General features: G+C 67.6%; 22 protein-coding genes. 15 read left to right on the forward strand and 7 right to left on the reverse strand.

Annotated features, from left to right (window positions below):
* Positions 1–80: 80 nt before the first annotated feature.
* From KW835_RS24555 to fdxA, 4 genes are all read right to left on the reverse strand, one after another.
* Positions 81–1,268 carry an amidohydrolase family protein gene (locus tag KW835_RS24555; protein WP_218387248.1) on the reverse strand — a complete coding sequence of 396 codons (1,188 nt, stop codon included), beginning with the start codon at positions 1,266–1,268 and terminating at the stop codon, positions 81–83.
* A 122-nt stretch (positions 1,269–1,390) separates the two neighbouring features.
* The gene (locus tag KW835_RS24560) at positions 1,391–2,098 is read right to left on the reverse strand and encodes a TetR/AcrR family transcriptional regulator (protein WP_218387250.1); all 708 of its coding nucleotides are present in this window, start codon (positions 2,096–2,098) and stop codon (positions 1,391–1,393) included.
* Between the two features lie 67 nt (positions 2,099–2,165).
* A complete protein-coding gene (locus KW835_RS24565) occupies positions 2,166–2,942 on the reverse strand; it encodes a ferredoxin--NADP reductase (RefSeq protein WP_218387252.1) in 777 nt (258 codons plus the stop codon).
* 76 nt (positions 2,943–3,018) lie between these two features.
* Positions 3,019–3,348: a ferredoxin FdxA gene (gene fdxA / locus KW835_RS24570; protein ID WP_218387254.1), complete on the reverse strand. Its 330-nt coding sequence runs from the start codon at positions 3,346–3,348 to the stop codon at positions 3,019–3,021.
* A 174-nt stretch (positions 3,349–3,522) separates the two neighbouring features.
* Between fdxA and KW835_RS24575 the strand changes: the two genes are divergently transcribed.
* The 13 genes from KW835_RS24575 (at position 3,523) to KW835_RS24635 (ending at position 19,840) form a co-directional block, all read left to right on the forward strand.
* Positions 3,523–5,157, forward strand: coding sequence for a 6-hydroxynicotinate reductase (locus tag KW835_RS24575; protein ID WP_218387256.1), 1,635 nt, complete (start codon positions 3,523–3,525; stop codon positions 5,155–5,157).
* A gap of 13 nt (positions 5,158–5,170) precedes the next feature.
* Positions 5,171–6,091, forward strand: coding sequence for a UPF0280 family protein (locus tag KW835_RS24580; RefSeq protein ID WP_218387258.1), 921 nt, complete (start codon positions 5,171–5,173; stop codon positions 6,089–6,091).
* Between the two features lie 27 nt (positions 6,092–6,118).
* A complete protein-coding gene (locus KW835_RS24585; protein ID WP_218387266.1) occupies positions 6,119–6,760 on the forward strand; it encodes an amino acid synthesis family protein in 642 nt (213 codons plus the stop codon).
* Between the two features lie 54 nt (positions 6,761–6,814).
* Positions 6,815–7,399 (forward strand): amino acid synthesis family protein, encoded by a 585-nt coding sequence (locus KW835_RS24590; RefSeq protein WP_218387267.1) that lies wholly within the window; start codon positions 6,815–6,817, stop codon positions 7,397–7,399.
* Between the two features lie 78 nt (positions 7,400–7,477).
* The gene (locus KW835_RS24595; RefSeq protein ID WP_218387269.1) at positions 7,478–8,683 is read left to right on the forward strand and encodes an ABC transporter substrate-binding protein; all 1,206 of its coding nucleotides are present in this window, start codon (positions 7,478–7,480) and stop codon (positions 8,681–8,683) included.
* 253 nt (positions 8,684–8,936) lie between these two features.
* Positions 8,937–10,844, forward strand: a complete 1,908-nt coding sequence (locus tag KW835_RS24600; protein WP_218387277.1) for an ABC transporter permease — start codon at positions 8,937–8,939, stop codon at positions 10,842–10,844.
* The gene (locus tag KW835_RS24605) at positions 10,841–11,632 is read left to right on the forward strand and encodes an ABC transporter ATP-binding protein (protein WP_218387279.1); all 792 of its coding nucleotides are present in this window, start codon (positions 10,841–10,843) and stop codon (positions 11,630–11,632) included. The genes KW835_RS24600 and KW835_RS24605 overlap by 4 nt, the downstream gene beginning before the upstream one ends.
* Positions 11,633–11,634: 2 nt before the next feature.
* Positions 11,635–12,375, forward strand: coding sequence for an ABC transporter ATP-binding protein (locus KW835_RS24610; protein ID WP_370633685.1), 741 nt, complete (start codon positions 11,635–11,637; stop codon positions 12,373–12,375).
* Positions 12,376–12,490: 115 nt separating this feature from the next.
* Positions 12,491–13,669, forward strand: a complete 1,179-nt coding sequence (locus KW835_RS24615) for an ABC transporter substrate-binding protein (RefSeq protein WP_218387282.1) — start codon at positions 12,491–12,493, stop codon at positions 13,667–13,669.
* A 27-nt stretch (positions 13,670–13,696) separates the two neighbouring features.
* The gene (locus KW835_RS24620; protein ID WP_218387284.1) at positions 13,697–14,212 is read left to right on the forward strand and encodes a (2Fe-2S)-binding protein; all 516 of its coding nucleotides are present in this window, start codon (positions 13,697–13,699) and stop codon (positions 14,210–14,212) included.
* Positions 14,209–17,955 (forward strand): molybdopterin cofactor-binding domain-containing protein, encoded by a 3,747-nt coding sequence (locus KW835_RS24625; RefSeq protein ID WP_218387302.1) that lies wholly within the window; start codon positions 14,209–14,211, stop codon positions 17,953–17,955. Before KW835_RS24620 ends, KW835_RS24625 begins: the two co-directional genes overlap by 4 nt.
* 125 nt (positions 17,956–18,080) lie before the next feature.
* Positions 18,081–18,809, forward strand: a complete 729-nt coding sequence (locus KW835_RS24630; protein ID WP_255593917.1) for a hypothetical protein — start codon at positions 18,081–18,083, stop codon at positions 18,807–18,809.
* Between the two features lie 50 nt (positions 18,810–18,859).
* The gene (locus tag KW835_RS24635; protein WP_218387304.1) at positions 18,860–19,840 is read left to right on the forward strand and encodes an SMI1/KNR4 family protein; all 981 of its coding nucleotides are present in this window, start codon (positions 18,860–18,862) and stop codon (positions 19,838–19,840) included.
* A gap of 71 nt (positions 19,841–19,911) precedes the next feature.
* Here KW835_RS24635 and KW835_RS24640 read toward each other — a convergent pair whose 3' ends face one another.
* Together KW835_RS24640 and KW835_RS24645 are read right to left on the reverse strand one after the other, a co-directional pair.
* The gene (locus tag KW835_RS24640) at positions 19,912–20,454 is read right to left on the reverse strand and encodes an EVE domain-containing protein (protein ID WP_218387308.1); all 543 of its coding nucleotides are present in this window, start codon (positions 20,452–20,454) and stop codon (positions 19,912–19,914) included.
* Positions 20,455–20,604: 150 nt separating this feature from the next.
* Entirely contained in the window at positions 20,605–20,979 is a 375-nt protein-coding gene (locus KW835_RS24645; protein ID WP_218387309.1) for a VOC family protein, read from the reverse strand.
* A gap of 183 nt (positions 20,980–21,162) precedes the next feature.
* Between KW835_RS24645 and KW835_RS24650 the strand changes: the two genes are divergently transcribed.
* Together KW835_RS24650 and KW835_RS24655 are read left to right on the forward strand one after the other, a co-directional pair.
* On the forward strand, positions 21,163–21,627 hold the full coding sequence (locus KW835_RS24650) for a GNAT family N-acetyltransferase (RefSeq protein ID WP_218387310.1): 465 nt from the start codon (positions 21,163–21,165) through the stop codon (positions 21,625–21,627).
* Between the two features lie 130 nt (positions 21,628–21,757).
* Positions 21,758–23,083 (forward strand): flavin-dependent oxidoreductase, encoded by a 1,326-nt coding sequence (locus KW835_RS24655; protein WP_218387312.1) that lies wholly within the window; start codon positions 21,758–21,760, stop codon positions 23,081–23,083.
* 20 nt (positions 23,084–23,103) lie between these two features.
* Here KW835_RS24655 and KW835_RS24660 read toward each other — a convergent pair whose 3' ends face one another.
* On the reverse strand, positions 23,104–23,532 hold the full coding sequence (locus KW835_RS24660; RefSeq protein WP_218387322.1) for a VOC family protein: 429 nt from the start codon (positions 23,530–23,532) through the stop codon (positions 23,104–23,106).
* Positions 23,533–23,838 lie beyond the last annotated feature (306 nt).

Here is a 23,838-nt window from a genome sequence, read left to right on the forward strand (position 1 = left end):
TCTCCCGCTTTCACCTGCAAAAAGCCCGCAGATGCGGGCTTTTTGCAGGGCATGCGTTGAACGAACCCGAGGCTGCAGGGCTACAGCACCACCGGGATTTCGGTCGCAGGCGGTGTGTTGCGGCTGCGGCCGCAGCGAACCAGGCCGTCGATCATCACCATGCCGATGCCCGGGATGTCGCCCAGCTGCACGCTCTCCAGCAGCGTGGCGCCGGCGGTGTGCTGTGCGCGGTCCATGAACACGAAGTCCGCCGCGCGGCCCGGCTCGATCAGCCCGCAGTTCAGGTTGCGGATGCGCGCGGTGTTGCCCGTGGCAAAGCAGAACACCAGCTCGGCAGGGATGTCTGCAAAGCTCGATATCAGCGCAATCATGCGCAGCATGCCCAGGGGCTGCACTCCCGAGCCGGCCGGGCCGTCGGTGCCCAGAATCACGCGGTGCGGGCACTTGAGCTCGATGGCCGCGCGCGCCGCCTGGATGGCGATCTTCTCGTTGCCGTTGTGCACCAGCTCGATGGCGCGCGATGACTTCTCGCACAGCTCGCAGACGTGCTTCCAGGGCAGCGAGGTGTGGCCGCCGTTGATGTGGCCGATCACATCGGCATCGGCCTCCAGCACCACGTCCTTGTCGATCAGGCCCGAGCCCGGAATGGACGGGCCGCCCGTGTGGATGGTGCTCTGGATGCCGTGCTTGCGCGCCCACGCCACCATTTGCTGGGCCTCGTAGCCGGCCTTGACGGATCCCAGGCCTACTTCGCCCAGCAGCGTCACGCCCGCATCGGCCATGTCCTTGAAGTCCTGCTCGGTCATGCCTTTTTCAATGACCGGTGCGCCCGCGATCACCTTGACCCCGCCCGGGCGGAAGTTGTCGAATGCGCGCTGCGCGGTAATGGCCAGCGCCTTCAGGCCCACGATGTCCTTGGGGCGGCCGGGCAGGTGCACCTCGCCGGCCGAGACCATGGTGGTCACGCCGCCGTTCATGGTGGAGTCGATCCAGCCGATCTGGTTCTGGCGCGGCGTCCAGTCGCCGAAGACCGGGTGCACGTGGCTGTCGATCAGGCCGGGCGCCACGCAGGTCTTGCGTGCGTCGATCACGTTCTGCGCGTGTTCGGTGTCGCAATCCTTTTCGCGGCCCACGGCCACGATGAGTCCGTCATTCACGACGATGGTGTCGGCATCGAGAATGGGGCGCTCCAGGTCGCCCGACAACAAAAGACCGATGTTCTTGATGACCACTTTGCCCGACTTGCCGCCGGCTGCTGCTTCTGCCATGGATTCTCCTCGTGGGGGTGGGGGACGCGGGGCTCGCAGTGGCGGCCCTCGCTAAGAAAAATCGTTGTGTCCTGGGGCACCTGCAGGTTCATGGCGCAAGCGCTCGCGCATCGTCCTGGCCGTCACTTGCCCTTAGGCAGGCTGGGGCCCGGCGCCACCGTGCGCAGCACGCTGTCGATGACGAAGGACTCCCAGTGCGCCAGCGCATCGGGCGTCTCCAGGTCTTCACCCAGGAAGGCCGACAGCGTGTGGCGGTTGGACATGTAGAAGTAGCCCGTGGCGGCGATCAGCAGGTACACGTCGCGCGCCGACACGTCCTTGCGGAACAGGCCCTGCGCTTGGCCGCTCTCCAGCACGCGGCGGATGACCTCGATGGCGGGCGAGGAGTATTCGCGGGCCCGCATGGACTTGGAGATGTGCTTGCCCTTGTGCAGGTTTTCGGTGTTGAGCAGCGTGATGAACTCGGGGTTCTTGCGGTAGTAGCCCACCACGAAGCGGATCACCGCCTGCAGCGCCTCGACAGGCCGTGCGGTGTCCAGGTCGAGCTTGGACTCCGCATCGTTCATGCGCCGGTAGGTTTCCTCCAGCACCTCGATGAACAGGCCTTCCTTGCTGCCGAAGTAGTAGTAGATCATCCGGTCGAAGGACTTGGCCGCCTTGGAGATCTTCTCCACGCTGCCGCCTTCGTAGCCGTAGCGCGCGAACACCTTGGTCGCCGCTTTCAGGATGTTGTCGCGCGTGGTCTGTGCGGCCTGCTCGCGCACCCCCGTCTTGCGCACGGTGGGAGATCGGCTGGACGCTGTCCGGGTCTTGGGGGGAGTGGCAGACATGGCGGGTCCTGGTAGGTGGGGCCGGCAGCGGCACCTGTTCCACAGGTGTCCGGTGCCGGCCGGGAGGTCACTGCTCTGCGAACGCGCGTTCGATCACGAAGTCGCCCGGCTTCGTGGTGTTGCCTTCCTTGAAGCCGCGCTCTTCCATCATGTGCTTGAGGTCGCGCAGCATCTCGGGGCTGCCGCAGATCATCACGCGGTCTTCCAGCGGGTTGAGCGCCGGCAGGCCCAGGTCGCGGGCGAGCTGGCCGTTCTCGATCACGGTGGTCACGCGGCCCTGGTTCTTGAAGGGTTCGCGGGTCACGGTGGGGTAGTACTTGAGCTGCTTGCTCACGATCTCGCCCAGAAACTCGTGCTGTGGCAGTTCCTTGGTGATGTAGTCGTGGTAGGCCAGCTCCTTGACCTCGCGCACACCGTGCACCAGGATGACCTCTTCGAACTTTTCATAGGTCTCGGGGTCGCGCATCAGGCTCAGGAAAGGCGCGACGCCCGTGCCGGTGGAGAGCATGTACAGCCGCTTGGCGGGCAGCAGGTAGTCAATGAGCAAGGTGCCTGTGGGCTTCTTGCCCACCACGATGGTGTCGCCTACCTTGATGTGCTGCAGCCGTGATGTCAGCGGGCCGTCGGGCACCTTGATCGACAGGAACTCCAGGTGCTCTTCGTAGTTGGCGCTGGCAATGCTGTAGGCGCGCAGCAGCGGTTTGCCGTTTTCGCCACGCAGGCCGATCATCGTGAAATGGCCGTTGGAAAAGCGCAGGGCCGTGTCCCGCGTGGTGGTGAAGGAGAAAAGGCGGTCCGTCCAGTGGTGGACGGAGAGGACGCGTTCTTCGAGAAAGGCGCTCATGGTGCTTGGTCGGAAAAGTTGAAAGTACAGAAGAAAACTGGCTGAAGTCCGCGCTGGCGGCGTGCTGGAGCGGGGCTCAGAACGCGATATCCAGGCCGGAAAGCTTGTGGCTCACAACCCTCCATTGTTCCGCATCTGGCAAAGCCGGTTTTCTTTTGGTGATTGTGGGCAGTCCGGGAGCCAGTTTCCTGTTGAATTCCAGAAAGATTTCCATTCCTTGCGGCAGGTCGTCTTCCGCATAGATGGCGTTGGCCGGGCACTCGGGGATGCACACCGCGCAGTCGATGCATTCATCCGGGTCGATCACGAGATACTCCGGACCCTCCTTGAAGCAGTCGACAGGGCAGACATCGACGCAGTCGGTGTACTTGCACCGAATACAGGCATCCGTCACAACATGCGTCATTTTGGGGCTCCTCTTGCACCGTTTCGGGGGGTGCGAAAACACCATTGCGGACCATCGGCGATTACGCTACATTCGCGATCAATGTAGTGATCACAACATTTAAGTTAAGTGAATGCTACACAAAATGCAATGCGCGTACAAGCATTTGAAAAGATGCAATGAATGGGCTCCACGATGACTGAACACACCAAGACCGACGGGCTTCCAGGCATGGATGCGCCAGAGCTGCCGCAGGTGCTGGAGCGCGCCAGGCCGCGCAACGAGCGCATGAATGCCGCCAAGGTGGAGTGCAACGCGTGCCCCGTGCTGTGCCAGCTCTCGGAAGGCCGTGCGGGCGCCTGCGACCGCTATGCCAACCAGGGCGGTGTGCTGGTGCGCGTGGACCCGGTGGTGGTGCTGCGCAAGACGCTGGAGGCGGGTGAAGCGGCGCTGGTGCCGTTCGCGGGACGCTCGTCCGCGGCGGATGCCAACGTGCCGGTGGATGTCGCCGACAGCACCGCCGGGCAGCCCGCCTGGAGCGGCGACCTGCTGCTGACAGAAGAAGTGTTCGTCACGGGCGTGGGCTCCTCCACCACGTATCCCGACTACAAGCCCGCGCCCTTCATCGTGGGCTCCAAGGTCGACGGCGTGGACATGGTGACGGTGGTCACCGAGGGCATCTTCAGCTACTGCAGCTTCAAGGTGAAGATCGACACCGACCGCTTCCTCGGGCCAGAGCAGGCCAATGTGCGCTGCAAGGGCGAGGTGGTGGGGCATGTCACCACCGCCGAATACGGATCGCAGATGCTGTCGCTCGGCGGCGTGCACCACCTGACCGGCGGCAGCAAGAAGGAAGGGCGCATCGCCAACGAGATGATGCAGCTTCTGGGCAACAAGCAGGCTGTGGAGCTCACCATCGACGGCGGCTCGCAGCTCGTCATTCAGGCCGGGCAGGCGCCCATCGTCAACGGCGTGGCCGAGCAGCGCATGCGTGTGGGCTGCGGCTCGGCAGCCATCGGCATCTTTGCGCGCCAGTTCTTTGGCCAGGCCGACGAGGTGGTGGTGGTGGACGACCACATTACCGGCGTGCTTACCGAGCACCAGGCCGGCCGCTGCTTGGACATGAAGCCCTCGGGCATCCAGATGCGCGGGCGCAAGTCCACCCCGGGCCGCTACTTCCAGGTGGCCAACCCGGGCACGGGCTGGGGCGGCACCGACATTGCCGACCCGCTGTCGATCATCGAAGGCTGGGACGAATCCGTCGCCTGGCCGGGCCTGCGCCTGCTCATGACCTCCACCACCGGCGAGCATGCCAGCTGGTATGTGCTTGACGAATCGCTGGTGCCGGTGGAGGCCGAGATGCCCGCCACCGTGCGCCGCATCGTGGACCGCATCGGCGAGAACTGCGAGCCCTCGCTCACTTCGGTGCTGTTCCTGGGCGGCGCGGGTGGCAGCCTGCGCGCGGGCGTCACCGAAAATCCGGTGCTGCTCACGCGCTCCATCAAGAACGCGCTTGTCAACGTGACCTGCGGCGGCGCGCCCGCCTATGTATGGCCCGGCGGGGGCATCACTGTGATGGCCGATGTGCTGCGCATGCCCGACAACAGCTTTGGCACCGTGCCCACCCCCGCCATCGTGGCGCCCATCGAGTTCACCATGCGCCGTTCCGACTACGAAGCGCTGGGCGGCCATGCTGACCAGATCCGCAGCCTGCGCGAAGTGCTGGAGCACGGGGCGTGGCACAACGACGGGGCGCCGCAGGCCCTGTTCTGGCAGGCGCTGCCCGTGGCCAACCCCTGGCCGCTGGGACGCGCTCCCCTGCTGGGCTGAACGGGCGCACGCAATGCACGCCTGCCGCAACTTCCTGCCCGATGGCCGCTGGCACTTCCAGCATGGCCCGATGGACCTGGTCATCCAGGCCGACGGTCTCCGCAGCGCCGTAGCCGAGGCCTACGAAAGCGCGTGGCAGCGGTTTGAAGGCCTGCTGCAGGAGCTGGTCGACGAACTGCCCGGACTGCGCGCGCCCGTGGGCGAGACCACCTCGCTGCAGGGCGTGGTCGCCCAGCGCATGTGGCTCGCTTGTCATCCCTATCGCAAGGGATTCATGACGCCAATGGCCGCGGTGGCGGGCTCCGTCGCCCAGGAGATCCTTGGCTGCTTCAGGTGTGACGGCATTGATCGCGCCTGGGTCAACAACGGTGGCGACATTGCGCTGCACCTCGCCCCTGGCCAGTCGGCCTCGGTGGGGGTGTATGCGGACATCGCCAGGCTCGATGCCGCTCAGTTGCGCCACGGGCTGCTGCTGGACGGCCAACTGCGCATCGACAGCACCATGCCGGTGCGTGGCGTGGCCACCAGCGGCTGGCGCGGGCGCAGCCAGTCGCTTGGCATCGCCGACAGCGTTACCGTGCTGGCGCGCACCGCCGCAGAGGCAGATGCAGCGGCCACCGTGGTCGCCAACGCCGTGAACGTGCTGGACGAGCGCATCACCCGCATGCCGGCCTGGCTGGTGCGCGATGACAGCGACCTGGGCGCCATTCCCGTCACAGTGGATGTGCCGCCGCTGCCTCGGTCACAGGTGCAGCGCGCGCTGCAGCAGGGGCTGCAAAAAGCGCAAGAATTGCAGTCGCGCGGACTGATCTGGTTTGCGCTCCTGGCCTGCCAGGGCGAGTTCACCGCGACGAGAGCGCCCGGGGTCTCGCTGACGGGTCTGCCCGCAGCGAAAGACATGGCGGCGCAAGAAGTTGGTTCAGTATTTGCTTAACGAATTTACAGGCTCACAGGTCCCCCCATGATCCAGATACGACGCGTTTTCACCCACCTCGAAGAGATCCGGCACGAATTCGGCCCGGCGGCCGATGTGCCGTTGCTGCGCGGTGCCATCGGCGCGGTGCTGACCAACCCCTACGCAGGCCGCTACGAGGCCGACATCCTGCCCATGATGGAAGCGCTGCAGGATGTGGGCCTGGACATGGCCCGGCGCCTGCTCGCAGCCATGGGCGTGCCCGCCGAGCGCATCGAGACCTACGGCAAGGGCGCCATCGTGGGGGCGGCCGGCGAACTGGAGCACGGTGCGCTGTGGCACGTGCCGGGCGGCTACGCCATGCGCGAACTGCTGGGCTGGAAGGGCGATCGCAATGCCTACGCCAAGGGCCAGGCCGAAGAGAAGACGGGCCAGCCCGCCAACGCGCTGTCCATCGTTCCTTCCACCAAGAAGGTGGGCGGCCCGGGCGCGGCGCTCGACGTGCCGCTCACGCACATCAACGCCAGCTACGTGCGCAGCCACTTCGACGCGATGGAGGTGCGGGTTCCCGGTGCGCCGCTGGCCGACGAGATCGTCTTCATCCTGGCCATGACCACCGGCCCCCGCGTGCACGCCCGCGTGGGCGGGCTCAAGGCGCAGGACATCAGCCAGTGGAACGGCCTGCGCTAGGCCCGGCGCGATAGCGCAAGAACGCAGCAACACAAGAACCCAGGAGTACAAGACATGCCCGCCAAGATCCGGAAAATCATCGTGCAGACCGACGAAGTGCGTGTGGAAATGGGGCGCGACGTGCAGCCGCCCGTGCGCAAGGCCCTTGCCATGGCCGTGATCGAGAACCCGTTTGCCGGCCGCTACGCCGAAAACCTCGATGAGCTCACGGCCATCGGCGAAGAGCTGGGTGCGCTGCTCGGCCAACGCTGCGTGCAGGCCCTGGGCATCGAGCCCGGCCAGGCGCACAGCTATGGCAAGGCCGCCATCGTGGGCGAGGCCGGTGAACTGGAGCATGCCGCCGCCATCCTGCACCCCAAGCTCGGCGCACCGCTGCGCGTGGCGGTCGAGAAGGGTGCGGCCCTCGTGCCCTCCAGCAAGAAGATCGGAAGCCTGGGCACGGCCATCGACGTGCCGCTGGGCCACAAGGACGCCGCGTACGTGCGCAGCCACTTCGACGCCATGGAGGCCCGCGTGGCCGACGCACCCCGCGCCAACGAGATCGTGGTCGCCATCGTCGTCACCGACAGCGGCCGGCCGCTGCCGCGCGTCGGCGGGCTCAAGGTCTCCGACATTCAGGGTCTGGACGGCCTGCGCTGAATGCCCCGCGCCGCACTACCATCTCTCCCCGTCCCCAACGATCTCCCACACCAACCCTACCTTTTCAGGAGTGTTCCCATGACGATGCGACAAAACCTCATGCGTGCCACGGCCGCAGCCGCGCTGGCCATCACGCTGGCCCCTGTGCACGCACAGGATGTCATCAAGATTGGTGAGATCAACAGCTACAAGGCGCAGCCCGCATTCCTGGAGCCCTACAAGAAAGGCATGGAGTTGGCGGTGGACGAGATCAACGCCTCGGGTGGCCTGCTGGGCAAGAAGGTCCAGCTCGTGATCCGCGACGACAACGCCAACCCCGGCGACGCGGTGCGCGTGGCTGAAGAGCTGGTCTCGCGCGAAAAGGTGGACGTGCTCACGGGCTCCTTCCTGTCGCACATCGGCCTGGCGCTGACCGACTTCGCCAAGCAAAAGAAATTCTTCTTTCTGGCCAGCGAGCCGCTGACCGACAAGATCGTCTGGCAGAACGGCAACCGCTACACCTACCGCCTGCGTGCCTCCACCTACATGCAGGTGGCGATGATGGTGCCGGACGCCGCGGCCTTGAAGAAGAAGCGCTGGGCCCTGGTGTACCCCAACTACGAATATGGCCAGTCGGCGGTGGCCACCTTCAAGCAGCTGCTCAAGGCCGCACAGCCCGATGTGGAATTCGTCGTGGAACAGGCGCCGCCACTGGGCAAGGTCGATTCGGGCAGCGTGGTGCAGGCCCTGGCCGATGCCAAGCCCGATGCGATCTTCAATGTGCTGTTCGGTGCCGACCTGTCCAAGTTCGTGCGCGAAGGCAACACCCGCGGCCTGTTCAAGGACCGTGAGGTGGTCAGCCTGCTGACCGGCGAGCCCGAGTACATGGACCCGCTCAAGGACGAGGCTCCCAATGGCTGGATCGTGACCGGATACCCCTGGTACGGCATCCAGACCCCCGAGCACAAGGCTTTCCAGACGGCCTACCAGGGCAAGTTCAACGACTACCCGCGCCTGGGCTCCGTGGTGGGCTACAGCGCCATCAAGTCTTTGGCCGAGGGCATCAAGAAGGCAGGCTCTACCGACACCGAAAAGCTCATCGTTGCGTTCAAGGGCCTGCAGGTGACCACGCCGTTCGGCCGCGCCACCTACCGCGCCGAAGACAACCAGTCCACCATGGGCAGCTATGTGGGCCGCACCAAGAACGAAGGTGGCAAGGGCGTGATGGTCGACTACCGCTATGTGGACGGCGCCAAGGTACAGCCAACCGCTGAAGAAGTGAAGAAGCTGCGCGCGGCAGACTGAGGCAGGCGCTCCGCAGGCGCCGGTGCCAGAGCGCCCGCTGCTCGCATTGCTGCTGTCCCCCCGGCGTGCAGGCCGGCCAGCGCGGCCTTTGCATTGGCACCACCGTTCACGCTGAGCCTGTCGAAGCGCTGCGCAAGGCTTCGGCAGGCCCGGTGCGACCGGCTGGGCTGGGCGCCGCACGTTGCTCTCTAGTGCCACACCGCAGGCGCAGGCCTGCAGGGATGAACCTTGCCGTGACCCCGAAGGATCTGGAATGAGTTTTTCGAGTTTTATCGTTCAGCTGCTCAACGGACTGGCGGGCGCGTCCTCGCTGTTCCTCGTGGGTGCCGGGCTCTCGCTGATCTTCGGCGTCACGCGCATCGTGAACTTTGCGCACGGCTCGTTCTTCATGGTGGGCATCTACATCGCCTACTCGCTGGTGGCCAAGCTGGGCACGGGCCTTGGCTTCTGGCCCGCGCTGCTGCTGTCTGCCGTGGTGGTGGGCGCGCTCGGCGCGGTGGTCGAGGTGGTGCTGCTGCGCCGCATCTACAAGGCGCCAGAACTCTTCCAGCTGCTGGCCACGTTCGCTCTGGTGCTCGTCATCAAGGACGCGGCGCTGTGGATCTGGGGCCCTGAAGAACTGCTGGGCCCGCGTGCGCCCGGCCTGTCGGGCTCGGTGGACATCCTGGGCCGCCAGTTTCCGTCCTATGACCTGTTCCTGATCGTGGTGGGGCCGGTGGTGCTGGGCCTGTTGTGGCTGCTGCTCACCCGCACCCGATTCGGCACCCTCGTGCGCGCCGCCACGCAGGACCGCGAGATGGTCAGCGCACTGGGGGTGAACCAGGCCTGGCTGTTCACGGCGGTGTTCGCGCTGGGTGCGCTGCTGGCGGGCCTGGGCGGTGCGCTGCAGCTGCCGCGCGAACCGGCGACGCTGGAGATGGACCTCAACACCATCGGCGCTGCCTTCGTGGTGGTGGTGGTGGGCGGCATGGGCTCCATTCCAGGCGCATACGTGGCCGCGCTGCTCATCGCAGAGATCAAGGCGGTGTGCATCTGGCTCGGTGTGGTCGAAATCTTCGGCTACAGCATCTCGTTCTCCAAGCTCACGCTGGTGGTCGAATTCCTCGTGATGGCCGTGGTGCTGGTGGTGCGTCCGTGGGGCCTGATGGGCCGCCCGCAAGCTGCAAGCCGCAACACCGGCCTGCCCGAGGCGCCGCTGCGTGCGCCCGAGCGCTGGTTCAAGATCGGCGGCATGCTGCTGCTGGCTGTGCTGGTGCTGCTGCCGATGCTCACGGCCGGATCGCCCTACCTCACCGTGCTGTTCATCGACCTGTTGATCGCCGCGCTGTTCGCGGCCAGCCTGCACTTCATCATGGGGCCGGCGGGCATGCATTCGTTCGGCCATGCGGCGTACTTTGGCCTGGGCGCGTACGCAGCAGCGCTGCTGGTGCGCTCGGCCGGCATTCCGATGGAGCTGGCCCTGGTGGTGGCGCCGCTCGCGGCGGCAGCCGGGGCGCTGCTGTACGGCTGGTTTTGCGTGCGGTTGTCGGGCGTGTACCTGGCCATGCTCACACTGGCGTTCGCGCAGATCACCTGGGCCATCTGCTACCAATGGGATGGCTTCACGGGCGGCAGCAACGGCCTCACGGGCGTGTGGCCTGCAGCCTGGCTGTCCGACAAGCGCAACTACTACTACCTCACCCTGGCACTGGTCGTGGGCGGCGTGCTGCTGCTGCGCCGAATCCTGTATTCGCCCTTTGGTTATGCCCTGCGCGCGGGGCGCGACTCGGTGCTGCGCTCCGACGCCATCGGCATCGACGTCAAGCGCATGCAGTGGACCGCCTTCGTCATCGCCGGCCTGTTTGCGGGCCTGGGCGGCGCGCTGTTCGCGTTCTCCAAGGGCAGCATTTCGCCGGAGACGCTGCACGTGAGCCGCTCGGTCGATGGCCTGGTGATGGTGCTGCTCGGCGGCATCCAGACGCTGGCCGGCCCTGTGGTGGGCGCGGTCACCTTCACCTGGCTGCACGACACCGTGGCGCGCAACACCGACTACTGGCGCGCGATGCTGGGCGCCATCATCCTGATCCTGGTGCTGCTCTTCCCGCAGGGCATTGCAGGCGCCATCAAGCAGGTCTTCGACAACCGGCGCGAAGCCAAGAACATGAAGGAGGGCCAGGCATGAGCCTGCTCAAAGTCACGGGCCTGGGCAAGTCTTTCGGCGGCGTCAAGGCGGTGGACGGCATTCACTTCGAGCTGGCCGCAGGCGAGCTGCTGGCGCTCATCGGGCCCAACGGCGCCGGCAAGTCCACCACCTTCAACATGGTCAATGGCCAGCTCGCGGCGGACGTGGGCTCCATCCAGCTCAACGGGCAGGAGCTGGTAGGCCGCAAGCCACGCGACATCTGGCGCATGGGGGTGGGCCGCACCTTCCAGATCGCCGAAACCTTCGCCTCGCTCACCGTGGTGGAGAACGTGCAGATGGCGTTGATCTCGCACGACAACCGCCTGTTCTCGATGTGGCGCAAGGCCGCGGACCACAAGCGCGACGAGGCGCTCGCGCTGCTCGACCAGGTGGGCATGAAATCCCAGGCCGACCGCCCCTGCAGCGTGCTGGCCTATGGCGACGTCAAGCGCGTGGAGCTGGCAATCGCCATGGCCAACGCGCCCAAGCTGCTGCTCATGGACGAGCCCACGGCCGGCATGGCGCCCAAGGAGCGCAATGAACTGATGGCGCTCACCAAGCAGCTCGTGATCGACCGCGGCATGGCCGTGCTGTTCACCGAGCACAGCATGGACGTTGTGTTCGCGTATGCCGATCGCATGATCGTGCTGGCGCGCGGGCGCCTCATCGCCGAAGGCAAGCCACTGGAACTGCGCGACCACCCCAAGGTGCAGGAGGTCTACTTCGGCACCGGCAAGACCTTCGAGAAAAAAACAGCAGCAGCGGCCCCGGCGGCGGAGACGGCATGACCATGACGAGCGCAACGAACGAAGTTCTCCTGAAAGCCCAGGGCCTGCAAGCCTGGTACGGCGCCGCGCAGATCCTGTACGACGTCGACCTGGAAGTGCGCCGCGGCGAGGTGGTGGCGCTGATGGGCCGCAACGGCGCGGGCAAGTCCACCACGCTCAAGACGCTGATGGGCATGCTCGCCAAGCGCAAGGGCAGCATCCAATTCATGGGCAATGACCTGTCGAGAAGCGACCCGCACGACGCGGCCCGCCTGGGCCTGGGCTTCGTGCCCGAAGACCGCCGCGTGTTCACCGACCTCACGGTGATGGAGAACCTGGAGGTAGGCCGCCAGCCTGCCCGCCAGTGGCCCGACGGAACGGCCGCCCCGCTGTGGACGCCCGAGGCCTTGTTCAAGCTGTTCCCCAACCTGGGCGAGATGCCCCAGCGCCCCGGCGGCCGCATGAGCGGCGGCGAGCAGCAGATGCTGACCGTGGCCCGCACGCTCATGGGCAACCCGTACCTGGTGCTGCTCGACGAGCCCTCCGAGGGCGTGGCGCCAGTGATCGTGGAGCAGATGGCGCACATGATTCTTGCGCTCAAGCAGCAAGGCGTGAGCATCCTGCTGTCCGAGCAGAACATGCATTTCGCCGAGCTGGTCTCGGACCGGGCCTACGTGCTGGAGAAAGGCCAGATCCGCTACCAGGCCTCCATGGCCGAGCTGGCGGCGAACGACGAGGTGCGCAGGGCCTACCTCAGCGTATAGCGCGCGGCGCAAGCCATCCGTCGCAGGTTTGACGGATTCACAACACACCGCAGAAAGTGTTGCAAAGCCCCTCTGGTTGAAGGGAAACTTGCGCCTTTGATGTAAGGAGCGCTTCATGAAGTTCCGAGGGATGGAGGAAGAGGGAGTCGTCAACCGCCGGGTGGTGCTCACAGGCCTGGCGGCAGCGGCTTTTGCGGGTGCAGGGCCGGCGGCCGCCGCCGAGACAGGCGTCACGGACTCCCGCATCAAGGTGGGGCAGTCGGCCGTGTTCACCGGGCCTGCCAAGGATTTCGGCGTGGACTACAAGGCCGGCATCGCGCTGGTGTTCGACAAGGTCAACAAGGGCGGCGGGGTGCAAGGCCGCACGCTGGAGCTGGTCTCGCACGACGACGCCTATGAGCCCAAGAAGACGGCTGAGAACACGGCCAAGCTGATCGATGAGGACAAGGTCTTCGCCCTGATCGGCTACGTGGCCACGGGCAACCTGATCGCCGCGATGCCCTTGGCCGAAAAAGCTGGCGTCCCCATGTTTGCGCCGCTGGTGGGCACCACGTCGTTCCGTACCACGCACAACCGCTATTTGTTCCATGTGCGCGCCAGCTACGAGACCGAGCTGCGCAAGATCGTGGGGCACCTGGCCACGCTGGGTATCAACAACATCGCCGTCATCTACCAGAACAGCGCGTTCGGCAAGTCCAACCTCGACACCTGCCTGCAGATCGCGCAGGGCCTGAAGGTCAAGGTGGTCGAGTCCGTGCCCATGGAGATCGCCGCCACGGACGCCAAGCCCCAGGTCGCCACGCTCGCCAAGGCGCAGCCCGGCGCCGTGGTGATGATCATGGCCGGCAAGATGGTCGAGGTCTTCCTGCGCGACTACCGCGCGGCCGGCGCCGCATCGCCGCTGTACACCATCTCGGTGGGCATCACCGATGCGCCGGGCTCGGCGCAGCGCCTGAACGGCGGCATCGAAGGCCTGGTCACGGCCAGCATCGTGCCGTCCCCGCAGGCCAGCCGCATGCCCATCGTGGCCGACTACCGCAAGGACCGCACCGACGCGGGCGAGAAGATCGACAGCTACACCATGCTGGAAGGCTACATCGCCGCACGCGTGTTCGTCGAAGGACTCAAGCGCGCCGGCCGCAACCTCACGCGCGAAGGCTTCATCAAGGCCATGGAAGACATGGGCACCACCAAGATCGGCGACTTCCCGCTGCAGTACGGACCGAACAACCACAATGGCTCGAACTTCGTGGACCTGGAGATGTACACGCGCACCGGGACCTTGAAGCGCTGACGGGGCCCGCCGCCTTTCCTTGAATCCATGCACACCACCGCCCCCAGCACCGCCGCTGCGATCACCGTGAACGGCCGGCCCTGCGCGCTGCCCAGACCCACGGCGGCGCTCGCCACGCTGCTGCACGTGCTGCGCAATGACCTCGCGCTCAACGGCCCCAAGTACGGCTGCGGCCTGGGGCAGTGCGGCGCGTGCACGGTGCTGGTGGACGGCGTGGCAGCCCGCGCTTGCGTGATTCCGGCGCAAGGCGTGGTGGGGCGCGAGGTGACCACGTTGGAGGGTCTGTCCGCGCGCTGCGGTGGCGCTGCAGCGGGCCTGCACCCGGTGCAGCAGGCCTTCGTCGACGAGCAGGCTGCCCAGTGCGGCTATTGCCTCAACGGCATGGTGATGATGGCCGTGGCCCTGCTGGAGCGAAACCCCGAACCGGACGAGGCCGCCATCCGCCGCGAGCTGTCGGCCAACCTGTGCCGCTGCGGCACGCACGTGGAGATCATTCGGGCCGTTCAACGCGCTGCGGTGTTGATGCAGGAGGCCAGGGCATGAGCGCCACGCCTGCCAGCGCCCTGCCGCTGCGCGCCCACACGCCCCTGACCCGCGCCGACTTCCATGCGGCCGACGGTGTGCTGCTGGTGGTGCGCAACCCGCCGCCCGCGCCACCACCGGTGAAGGGCCAGCCCGCGCTGGTGGCCGGCAACCCGGCCGAGGGCGTCGAAATCTTGATCGCCGTGTGGGACGACGGCAGCGTGACCGCACTCAACGGGCATGTGGACCTGGGCACCGGTATCCGCACGGCGCTGGCGCAGATCGTGGCCGAGGAGCTGGATGTGGCCCTGTCCCAGGTCAACATGGTGCTGGGCGACACCACGCGCGCGCCCAACCAGGGCGCAACGATCGCGAGTGCCTCGATCCAGATCCACGCCAAGCCGCTGCGGTTTGCGGCGGCACAGGCGCGCCACTGGCTGCTGGCCCGCGCGGCCGAACGGCTGGACGTGCCTGCGCAAGCATTGCGGGTGCAAGGTGGCGTGGTGCAGGTGGCTGCCGACCCTGCGCGGCAGGTGCGCTATGCCGACCTGCTCGCGGGCCAGCGTACCGCGCTGGAGCTGTCCGACGCCACCCCCGTCAAGCCCGCCGCCGACTACAGCGTGGTGGGCCGCTCGGTGCCGCGCGTGGACATCCCCGCCAAGGTCAGCGGCGAACTGGTCTTTGTGCACGACATGCGCGTTCCCGGCATGCTGCACGGACGCGTGGTGCGCCCGCCGTATGCGGGGGCGGACCATGGCGACTTCATCGGCAACACGCTCGAATCGGTGGACCAGGCGTCCATTGCCCACATCCCCGGCATCCGCGCGGTGGTGGTGGTCCGCGACTTCGTGGGCATCGTCGCCGAGCGCGAGGAGCAGGCCGAGCAGGCCCTGCGCGAGCTGCGCGTGCAGTGGAAGGACTGGCCCGGCTTTCCGCGCCAGGACAGCCCCGAGGCCATCGCCCAGGCCATCCGTGCCAACCCGGCCACGCAGCGCCGCCTGGTGGACGAAGGCGATGTGGACGCAGCCCTGGCGGCTGCCGACCAGCCCATGCCGCGCACTTACGTGTGGCCCTACCAGATGCACGGCTCCATCGGCCCCTCGTGCGCGGTGGCCGAATGGCGGGCGCAGGATGGTGACACCGGCCGCCCGCGCATGAGCGTATGGGCCGGCACGCAGAACCCCCACGTGCTGCGCGCCGACCTGGCCCGCCTCATGGGCATGGGCGATGTGGACATCGACCTCATCCGCATGGAGGCCGCAGGCTGCTACGGCCGAAACGGTGCAGACGATGTGGCGGCCGATGCCGCACTGCTCTCGCGCGCGGTGGGCGCGCCGGTGCGGGTGCAGCTCACGCGCGAGCAGGAGCATTTGTGGGAGCCCAAGGGCACCGCGCAGCTCATGCAGGTGCGCGGCGGGCTCAATGCCGATGGCTCGGTGGCGGCCTATGACTTCGAGACGTCCTACCCGTCCAATGGTGCGCCCACGCTGGCCCTGCTGCTCACCCGCACCATTGAGCCCGTGGCGCAGGCCTACGAGATGGGCGACCGCACGGCGCGCCCGCCCTACCAGTACGACAACCTGCGCGTGGCCGTCAACGACATGCCGCCCATCGTGCGCGCATCGTGGCTGCGGGGCGTCTCCGCGTTGCCCAATTCCTTCGCGCACGAATCGTACGTGGACGAACTGGCCACCGCCGCCGGCGTGGACCCGGTTGAGTTTCGTCTGCAGCTGCTGAACGACCCGCGTGCGGCCGAGCTTGTGCAGGCCACGGCCGAGAAGGCCGGCTGGGTGCGCCGCACCGGCCCGCAGCAGCGGGCACTGGATGGCTGCAGCGACGGCGACTGGGTGCAGGGCCAGGGCTTTGCGTATGCCCGCTACATCCACAGCAAGTGGCCCGGCTTCGGTGCGGCCTGGGCCGCGTGGGTGGCCGATGTCGAGGTCAACAAGAAGACCGGCGAGGTGCATGTGCGCCGCGTGGTCGTGGGGCACGACGCGGGCCTCATGGTCAACCCGGCGGGCGTGGAGCAGCAGGTGCATGGCAACGTGCTGCAGACCACCAGCCGCGCGCTCAAGGAGCAGGTAACCTTCGAGCCCGTCAAGCAGGCCGTGGACAACCGCGAATGGGGCAGCTACCCCATCCTGAGCTTCCGCGACGTGCCCGTCATCGAGGTCATGCACATGCCCCGGCAGGACGAGGCGCCGCTGGGCGCGGGCGAATCCTCCTCGGTGCCCGGCACGGCGGCCATCGCCAACGCGATCTTCGACGCCACCGGCGTGCGGTTTCGTGCGCCGCCGTTCACGCCCGAGGTGGTGCGCGCCGGGCTCAACCCCCTGCCCGGTGGCGCTGGCGAAGCGGCTGCTGGCAACAGTCCCCCCTCACAGCCCGCCGAGGTGTTGCCCACGCTGGAACTGCCGGCGCCCACCGTGCCCACCAGCGCCACGTGGCCTGCGCGACGCGGCCCCTGGGCCCGTGCGCTCGCCCTGGTCGCCGGTGGCGTGGCTGTGGGCGCAGCGCTGCTGGGCTGGCGCCCCTCCATCGCGCCCGTGGCGCAGACCACCGGCGGTGCAGCGGTGTACAACGCCGCGACCATCGAACGCGGCCGACTGCTGGCCGCCGCAGGCGACTGCGTGGTCTGCCACACCGCGCCGGGTGGCACGCCCAACACGGGGGGCCGTGCCATGGACACCCCGTTTGGCAAGGTCTACACCACCAACCTCACGCCCGATGCCGAGACGGGCATCGGCCAGTGGTCGTTCAGCGCCTTCCAGCGAGCCATGCGCGAAGGCATCTCGCGCGATGGCCGGCACCTGTACCCAGCGTTCCCGTACACCGCGTTCGCGAAGATGAGCGACGACGACCTGACCGCGCTGTACGCCTACCTGATGGCGCAGCCCGCCGTGCGCGCCGAAGTGCCCGCCACCCAGCTCGCGTTTCCGTTCAGCGTGCGCCCGCTCATGGCCGGCTGGAACGCGCTGTTCCACGACGCCACCCCGTTCAAGCCCGACCCCGCACGCCCGCCCGAATGGAACCGTGGCGCCTACCTCGTACAGGGCGTGGGCCACTGCGGCGCCTGCCATACCCCCCGCAATGCGCTCGGCGCGGAGCAGGGCGGGGCCGCGTTCCTGTCGGGCGCGTTGGTGGACGGGTGGGAGGCGCCCGCGCTCACCGCGCTGTCCCAAGCACCCGTGCCGTGGAGTGCCGAATCGCTCTACAGCTACCTGCGCCACGGCCACAGCGCGCAGCATGGCAGCGCCTCGGGCCCCATGGCGCCCGTGGTGCGCGAGCTGGCGCACCTGCCCGACGACGACATCCGCGCCATGGCCAGCTACCTCGCATCGTTCAATGCCGCCGCCGAGCCTGCCGCCGATGCGGTGCAAGCCCGCGCCACGGCTGCAGTGGCCCAGGCCGCCGCGCTCGCGCCGCAGCCCGGCCAGGCGCAGCGCCTTTTCAATGGCGCCTGCGCCGCCTGCCACCATGACGGCGACGGGCCCCAGTTGCTGGGCGTGAACATCCCGCTGGCCCTGAACAGCAACCTGCACAGCGACCGGCCTGACAACCTGCTGCAGGTCATCGTGCACGGCATTCGCGAGCCCGCCGCGCGCGACATCGGCTTCATGCCCGCCTTTGGCCACGCGCTCAGCGATGCCCAGATCACCGAACTGGCGCTCTACATGCGCCAGCGCTACGCGCCGGGCCGCCCCGCATGGCGTGATGTACCCGACGCGCTGGCGCGAGTGCGGGCGGGGCCTGCGCATCCGTGATCTGAATATTCTTTGCCGCCCGCCGGCTGATAGATGGAGATAGCGCAGATTGCTATCAATAGGAGAGCATCGGACGGATGGTGCCGTGGCGCGACAATTCGCGCACCACTGCCTCTGCCTTACCCATGCCTGAGCCCTTTGCGCACCTGTCCGACAGCCGCACCTTGCACGCATCGCGATGCGCTGCACCGGTGCTCGCCGCGCTGGTGCTCGCAGGTTGCGGGCCCACGCTTAAGGGCTCGCCGGAGCCGCCGACTGAGTTCGGCCGGGTCCAGGGCGCTTTGTTCGGCTGCCCGTCCCTGCAGGGCGTCTACGCTTGGCCGCCGGTCGAGGGGGCTTTCTCGCACGGCAAGTACCCCTCCAACCGCAAGCCTTGGGAGGGCGGCTTTCCCATCGGCATCCACGGCACCGAGATGCAGATCTGGCTGCAGCAGCCCGCAGGCGGCGCGACCCTGCTGCGTGCGCGTGCCGTCAACCGTGCGCGCAACGTGCGCTCGCCGCTCACCCGCCAGTGGAGCCTGGCCACCTACAGCGGGGCGGAAACCAGCTGCGGCTCCAGCATGCTCGACATTGCGCCGCGCGAGGTGCCAGCGGCCCTCGGCGAATATGGCGGCACCCGCGTGCAGCGCGGTGTCCGGCTTGCAATGCTCAAGGACGGCGCGCTGGCTGTGGGCATCCGCACGGTGTCCAGCGGGCACAAGGGTTCGTTCTTCTCGTGGGGCGGGCAGTCGTACGGCACCTACGACGCGGCAGACATCGAATACTGGTCCTGGTCCAAGCTCGCGCGCACCGGCCCGGGCGACCAGGAGCCGGCCGTGGTCGACGCCTACGTGCCCGGCGCCACCGCGCCCTAGCTGCGTGCCGGATCACGCGCCGGGTGGGCTGCGTGGTTACGATGCGCGCCATGACCTTGCAGACCCCGCCTGCTGACCACCTTGCCGGCCCCACCGACACCGCACAGGCCAACGCCCGCGCGCTGGACGCGCTGGCGAACCAGGCGCGCATCACCGTCCCCAGCCTGCTGCGGGCGCTGGTGGCCAGCGGGGCAACCTTTTACGGGCCTGAATGGCGGCGGCAGTGGCGCAGCCTGTGCCTCACGCAGCCACCGGCGTTCATCAGCTGCGAAGACTTCGAATGGATGGACGCCGACGAGCGGGACGAGGCGGTGGCGCAGTGGCTCCACCCGGCCGCGCAAGGTGGGCAGCGATTCTTGCCGTTTGCGCAGAACGGCGCTGGCGATGCGTACTGCCTCACGCTCGATGGTGATGCGCCTGCGGACGCACCCGCCGCCGTGTCCCTGGTGCCGCACGATGGTGATGAAGCCACCGTGCTGCACGCGAGCTTCAATGCGTTGGCGGCGGCACTGCTGCTGCAAGCCCTGGCGGACCTGAGTCACCAGCTGGACGACTACACCGAAGAAGAAGCGGTGCACATCGCCCGCCTGGACGTAGCCCGCGTGACGGCGTGGATGCCGCCAGGCGACAACGTGCAAGCGCTGCGCGCACTGGCCGCCCAGGCGCCGCAGCGCCACACCGTGCAGGATGCGCCCCGCGCCCGGCCGCGCGAGGTGCTGGCGCTGGTGTCACCATCGCAGCACGACGAAGCACTGGCGCGCTGGCAGCCGCCATCCGCCGAACCGCTGGAGCGTTTTGGCGTGATTCCCCGGTGGGAGGTGCGCGCTGCCGACACCATGCCAACGACCGGCCGCGAGAGCGCCTCGCAAGCTTCCCCCTTCACACCGGTGCCTGCGTCTGCGCCCACCTGGCAGGCCCTGGCCGCCGACCCTGCCACGCGCCGCCAGGCCCTGCGTGCCTACCAGGCGGCATACCAGGTCGATCTGCTGGCCGCCAAGGCTGCAGTGGATGCGTATTGCGCGTCGCTGTGAAAGCCTGGCTGGGGTTGCACGCGATTTGAAGCATTTTTGCCCTGAAGCCGTTGATATAAAAGCGGTCATTGCTACCAAAAGCAGAGTAATTCGGTGTCGGCGCCCATGGCCTGTGCGATCAAGCGCATGTCGTGGTCGCTCACGCTGAACAGGCCAAAGCGCAGCCTGGAACCCCAGTGGGCCGGGTCTGCCAACACAAACTCCAGCGTGTGCAACAGCGGCCGGATGGGTGCCTCGCGGGCGGCCACGTAGTCCACGCTCCGGCGATAGGGCACGAAGCCGCCGCCCGCGTCGAATGCGCAGGCATCGCCGGGCAGCACATGGCCGATCGAGATGAACGCCTGCAACCGGTCGTTCCCGCCCATCGTGGTGTGGGGCGCGTAGTACGCCACGCGGTCGCCCACCCGCAGCCGCCGCAGCGGCGCTGCCTTGCCGTGGCACACCTGCATGAACCCGGCGCCGGGTGTGGCGCAGGCCCGTCGCGCGTGATCGGCGCACGCCACGGCGATCCAGTTGCGGGGCGACTGTGCAGCGGCAGGGGATGGAAGGGTTCGCGGCGCGGACCGGGCAGCGGCGGAGGTGGCGGAGGTGTCCGCCCAGAGCGCGTGTTGCATGTTTTGTCCTTGTGTTGAGTCAATCGCACAGTGATGCGATCACGGTGCATGGCCGGGCGCAGCACATGCCCGCGCACCCGCGTATCCGGTTCGGCCGGTCCACCGGGTGCATCTCTTTGGGGGAAGACGCCGCCAGGGCGGCTCAGGGGGCTACTGGGCCGCGTGCAGGCCCACGCGGTTGCCATCCAGGTCGACGATGTGCGCGAAGAAACCCATGCCCGGCGGCAATGGCGTGCGCGGGATGACCACGCGCGCGCCCTGTGCCACCGCACGCTCCAGCGCCGCGCCGATGGACGGCATGGCATCCAGGTAGACCACGGTGCCATGGGCCGATGGCTGGGGGGCCTCGGGGTAGTGCGTCAGCGCACCGCCCACGCCGGCTTCAGGCTCGTAGGCGAAGATGGCCATCTCGCTCGTGTCCATGGTCTGGCGGTTCATGGGACGGCCGAGCAGCTTTTCGTAGAAGGCCTGTGCGCGTTCGAGCTGCGTGGTGGGAATCTCGAACCAGGTGATCGCGTTCTGCATGGAGGCTCCTTCGGTGTGTGCCAGCGGGCACGTTGTGGATGAAGGCCTGATGCTGACGGGGGGTTGCTGACAGCGGTTTGTCAGCAGCGATCACGGGGTGTGCGCGTTGCGCGCGGCAGGCTTGCGGGTGGGGTGGGTCGATGGCTGCATGGCCCGCCCACCGGTGCCGGTAAGCTGGGGCCCATGCACCCAACGATCACCTTCGAGCCCGCGCGGGCGTCCGATGCGTCCGGGCTGGCCGACCTGCGGGTCGAGGCCATGCAGGAAAGCCTGGAGCGCGTGGGGCGCTTCGACCCCCAGCGGGCGCGCAGCCGGTTCCTGGATGGCTTTGCGCCCGCAGACACGCTGCACATCCTGGAGCAGGGCGTGCGGGTTGGGTTCTGCGTCGTCCGCCTGGAGCCAGATGGCGCCTGGTGCCTGCAACACCTGTACATCCGGCCCGGTCACCAGGGGCTGGGGGTGGGCGCGGCCGTGCTGACCAGGCTGCTGGCCCGGGCCGACGAGGAAGGCCGCGCCGTGCGCGTGGGCGCGCTCAAGGAAAGCGCCTCGAACCGCTTCTACGCCCGGCACGGATTCGTGCTGGTGGAGCAGTCCGAGTTCGACAACCACTACCTGCGCCCCGCGACGCATCCAGCGCCCGGCCGCTGATCGGCTCCACCTCGAATTCGGGGGGCAGCAAGGTGTCCACGGCGAAGCGCGAGCTGCGCGACTTCCCCTGTTCCCCGGCGTTCGCGGGCAACGAAACGTTCCAGGCGCTCGCTGCAGGGACAATATCGTTATGTCCGGTAATGTTTCAAACACCTCTTCTCCCCGCCCTGTCCTGATCGCCGGTGGCGGCATCGGCGGCATGGCCACCGCCCTCACGCTGCACCAGATCGGCGTGCCCTGCGTCGTTTTCGAATCGGTGCCCGAGCTGCAGCCGCTGGGCGTGGGCATCAACCTGCAGCCCAACGCCGTGCGCGAGCTGCACGACCTGGGTTTCGGCAACGAGGTGCTGGACACCATCGGCCTGCAGGCGCGCGAATGGGCGCTGTTGGGCCGCAACGGCAGCGAGATCTACGCCGAACCCCGCGGCCTGCAGGCCGGCTACCGCTGGCCGCAGTACTCGGTGCACCGGGGGCAGTTGCAGATGCTGCTGTTCAACGCGGTGAAGGCACGGTTGGGCGACGGTGCCGTGCGGCTGGGCCGGCGCGTGGCCGGCTACCGGCAGGATGCCGAAGGCGTCACGGCCCTGGTCGAGACACGCAGTGGTGAGCGCCTGGAAGTACCGGGCTCGCTGTTGATCGCGGCCGACGGCCTGCACTCGGCCGTGCGTGCGCAGATGCACCCCCAGCAGCCGCCCATCCAGTGGGGCGGCGCCATCATGTGGCGCGGCACCACGCCCGGGGTGCCGGTGCGCACCGGCGCTTCTTTCGTGGGGGTGGGGTCGCTGCGCCACCGCGTGGTGTTCTACCCCATCTCGCCGCCAGACCCGGCCACGGGCCTGGCCACCATCAACTGGATCGCCGAGATCACGGTGGACAACCAAGGCGGCTGGCAGCAGGGCGACTGGAACCGGCGCGTGGCGCTCCAAGAGTTCATTCACCACTTCGAGGGATGGAACTACAGCTGGCTCGATGTGCCGGCCATGCTGCGCGGTGCGAAGGACGTCTTCGAGTACCCCATGATCGACCGCGACCCCGTGCCCACCTGGGTGGATGGCCGCGTGGCCCTGCTCGGCGATGCAGCGCACGTGATGTACCCCGTGGGCTCCAACGGTGCGAGCCAGGCCATCGTGGATGCGCGGGTGCTGGGCGCACAGTTGCTCGCGCACGGCGTGGGGCCGCAGGCGCTGCGCGCCTACGACGACAGGCTCTGCAAGGACATCTCGGCACTGGTGCTGCGCAACCGGGGCTCGGGCCCCTTCGGCCTGCTGGGGCTGGTGGACGAGCGATGCGGTGGCGTGTTCGACAACATCGACGACGTGCTGCCCCGCGAGGAGCGCGAGGCCTTCATGGCCCGCTACAAGCAGGCGGCGGGCTTCGCGATCGAGACGCTCAATGCGGCGCCGCCCACCATCGCGCCGGGCCAGCGCGTGGCGGGGGGCGGGTCGGCTGTGGCGTAAAAAAGCAGTGTGACCAGGCCCTAGAACGTCACCTTGACCGACGCGGCGCTGCGGTTGGCCTCGCCGTGGAACACGGCTTCGATGTTGTTGCCGTCCGGGTCCAGCACGAAGGCGGCGTAGTAGCCCGGGTGGTACGGCCGCTCGCCTGGCGCGCCGTTGTCCTTGCCGCCGTGCGCCAGAGCCGCCTGGTAGAACGCATCGACCATCGCGCGGTCCTGCGCCTGGAAGGCCAGGTGGTGGCGGCCGGTCAGGTGGCCCTGGGCGGCCGCACTGTCGGCGGTGGAGACAAAAAGCTCGTCCGCCCAGAAGTAGCCTTCTCCCGTTCCACCCATGGGAACCTTGATCGCGTCGAACACGGCGGTGTAGAAGGCCTGGCTGGCGGCCAGGTCGCGCACGACCAGCTGGATGTGGTCGATGAGTCGGCCTCGGTGCAGTTCCTGCGTTTCCATCGGAATCTCCTTTCGATGAGTGGGGCGGTCAATGGGCCTGGGCTCAGTCCGGCCGGGCCGTGGGAACGTCGAACCAGGCGATGGCGTTTTTCATGGGGCTCCTTGTGAGTGAAAAAAACAAGCTCGATGGTGAGCGCAAGCTGCTGACAGCGGCATGTCAGCAGCGGGCACAGCCATGCAGCTTGCGGTGCTGCTCGGCGAAGTGATGCGATAGGCCCTCGGATGCCCCAAGCAGCTCAATAACGACATGTGGATTGCGACTGGCAAAAAACTTCTCTGGAGCAAACAAGGATGAGCCGGACAAGT

The sequence above is a fragment of the Acidovorax sp. sic0104 genome, from assembly GCF_019219095.1.
In the GTDB taxonomy this organism is placed as follows: domain Bacteria; phylum Pseudomonadota; class Gammaproteobacteria; order Burkholderiales; family Burkholderiaceae_C; genus Acidovorax.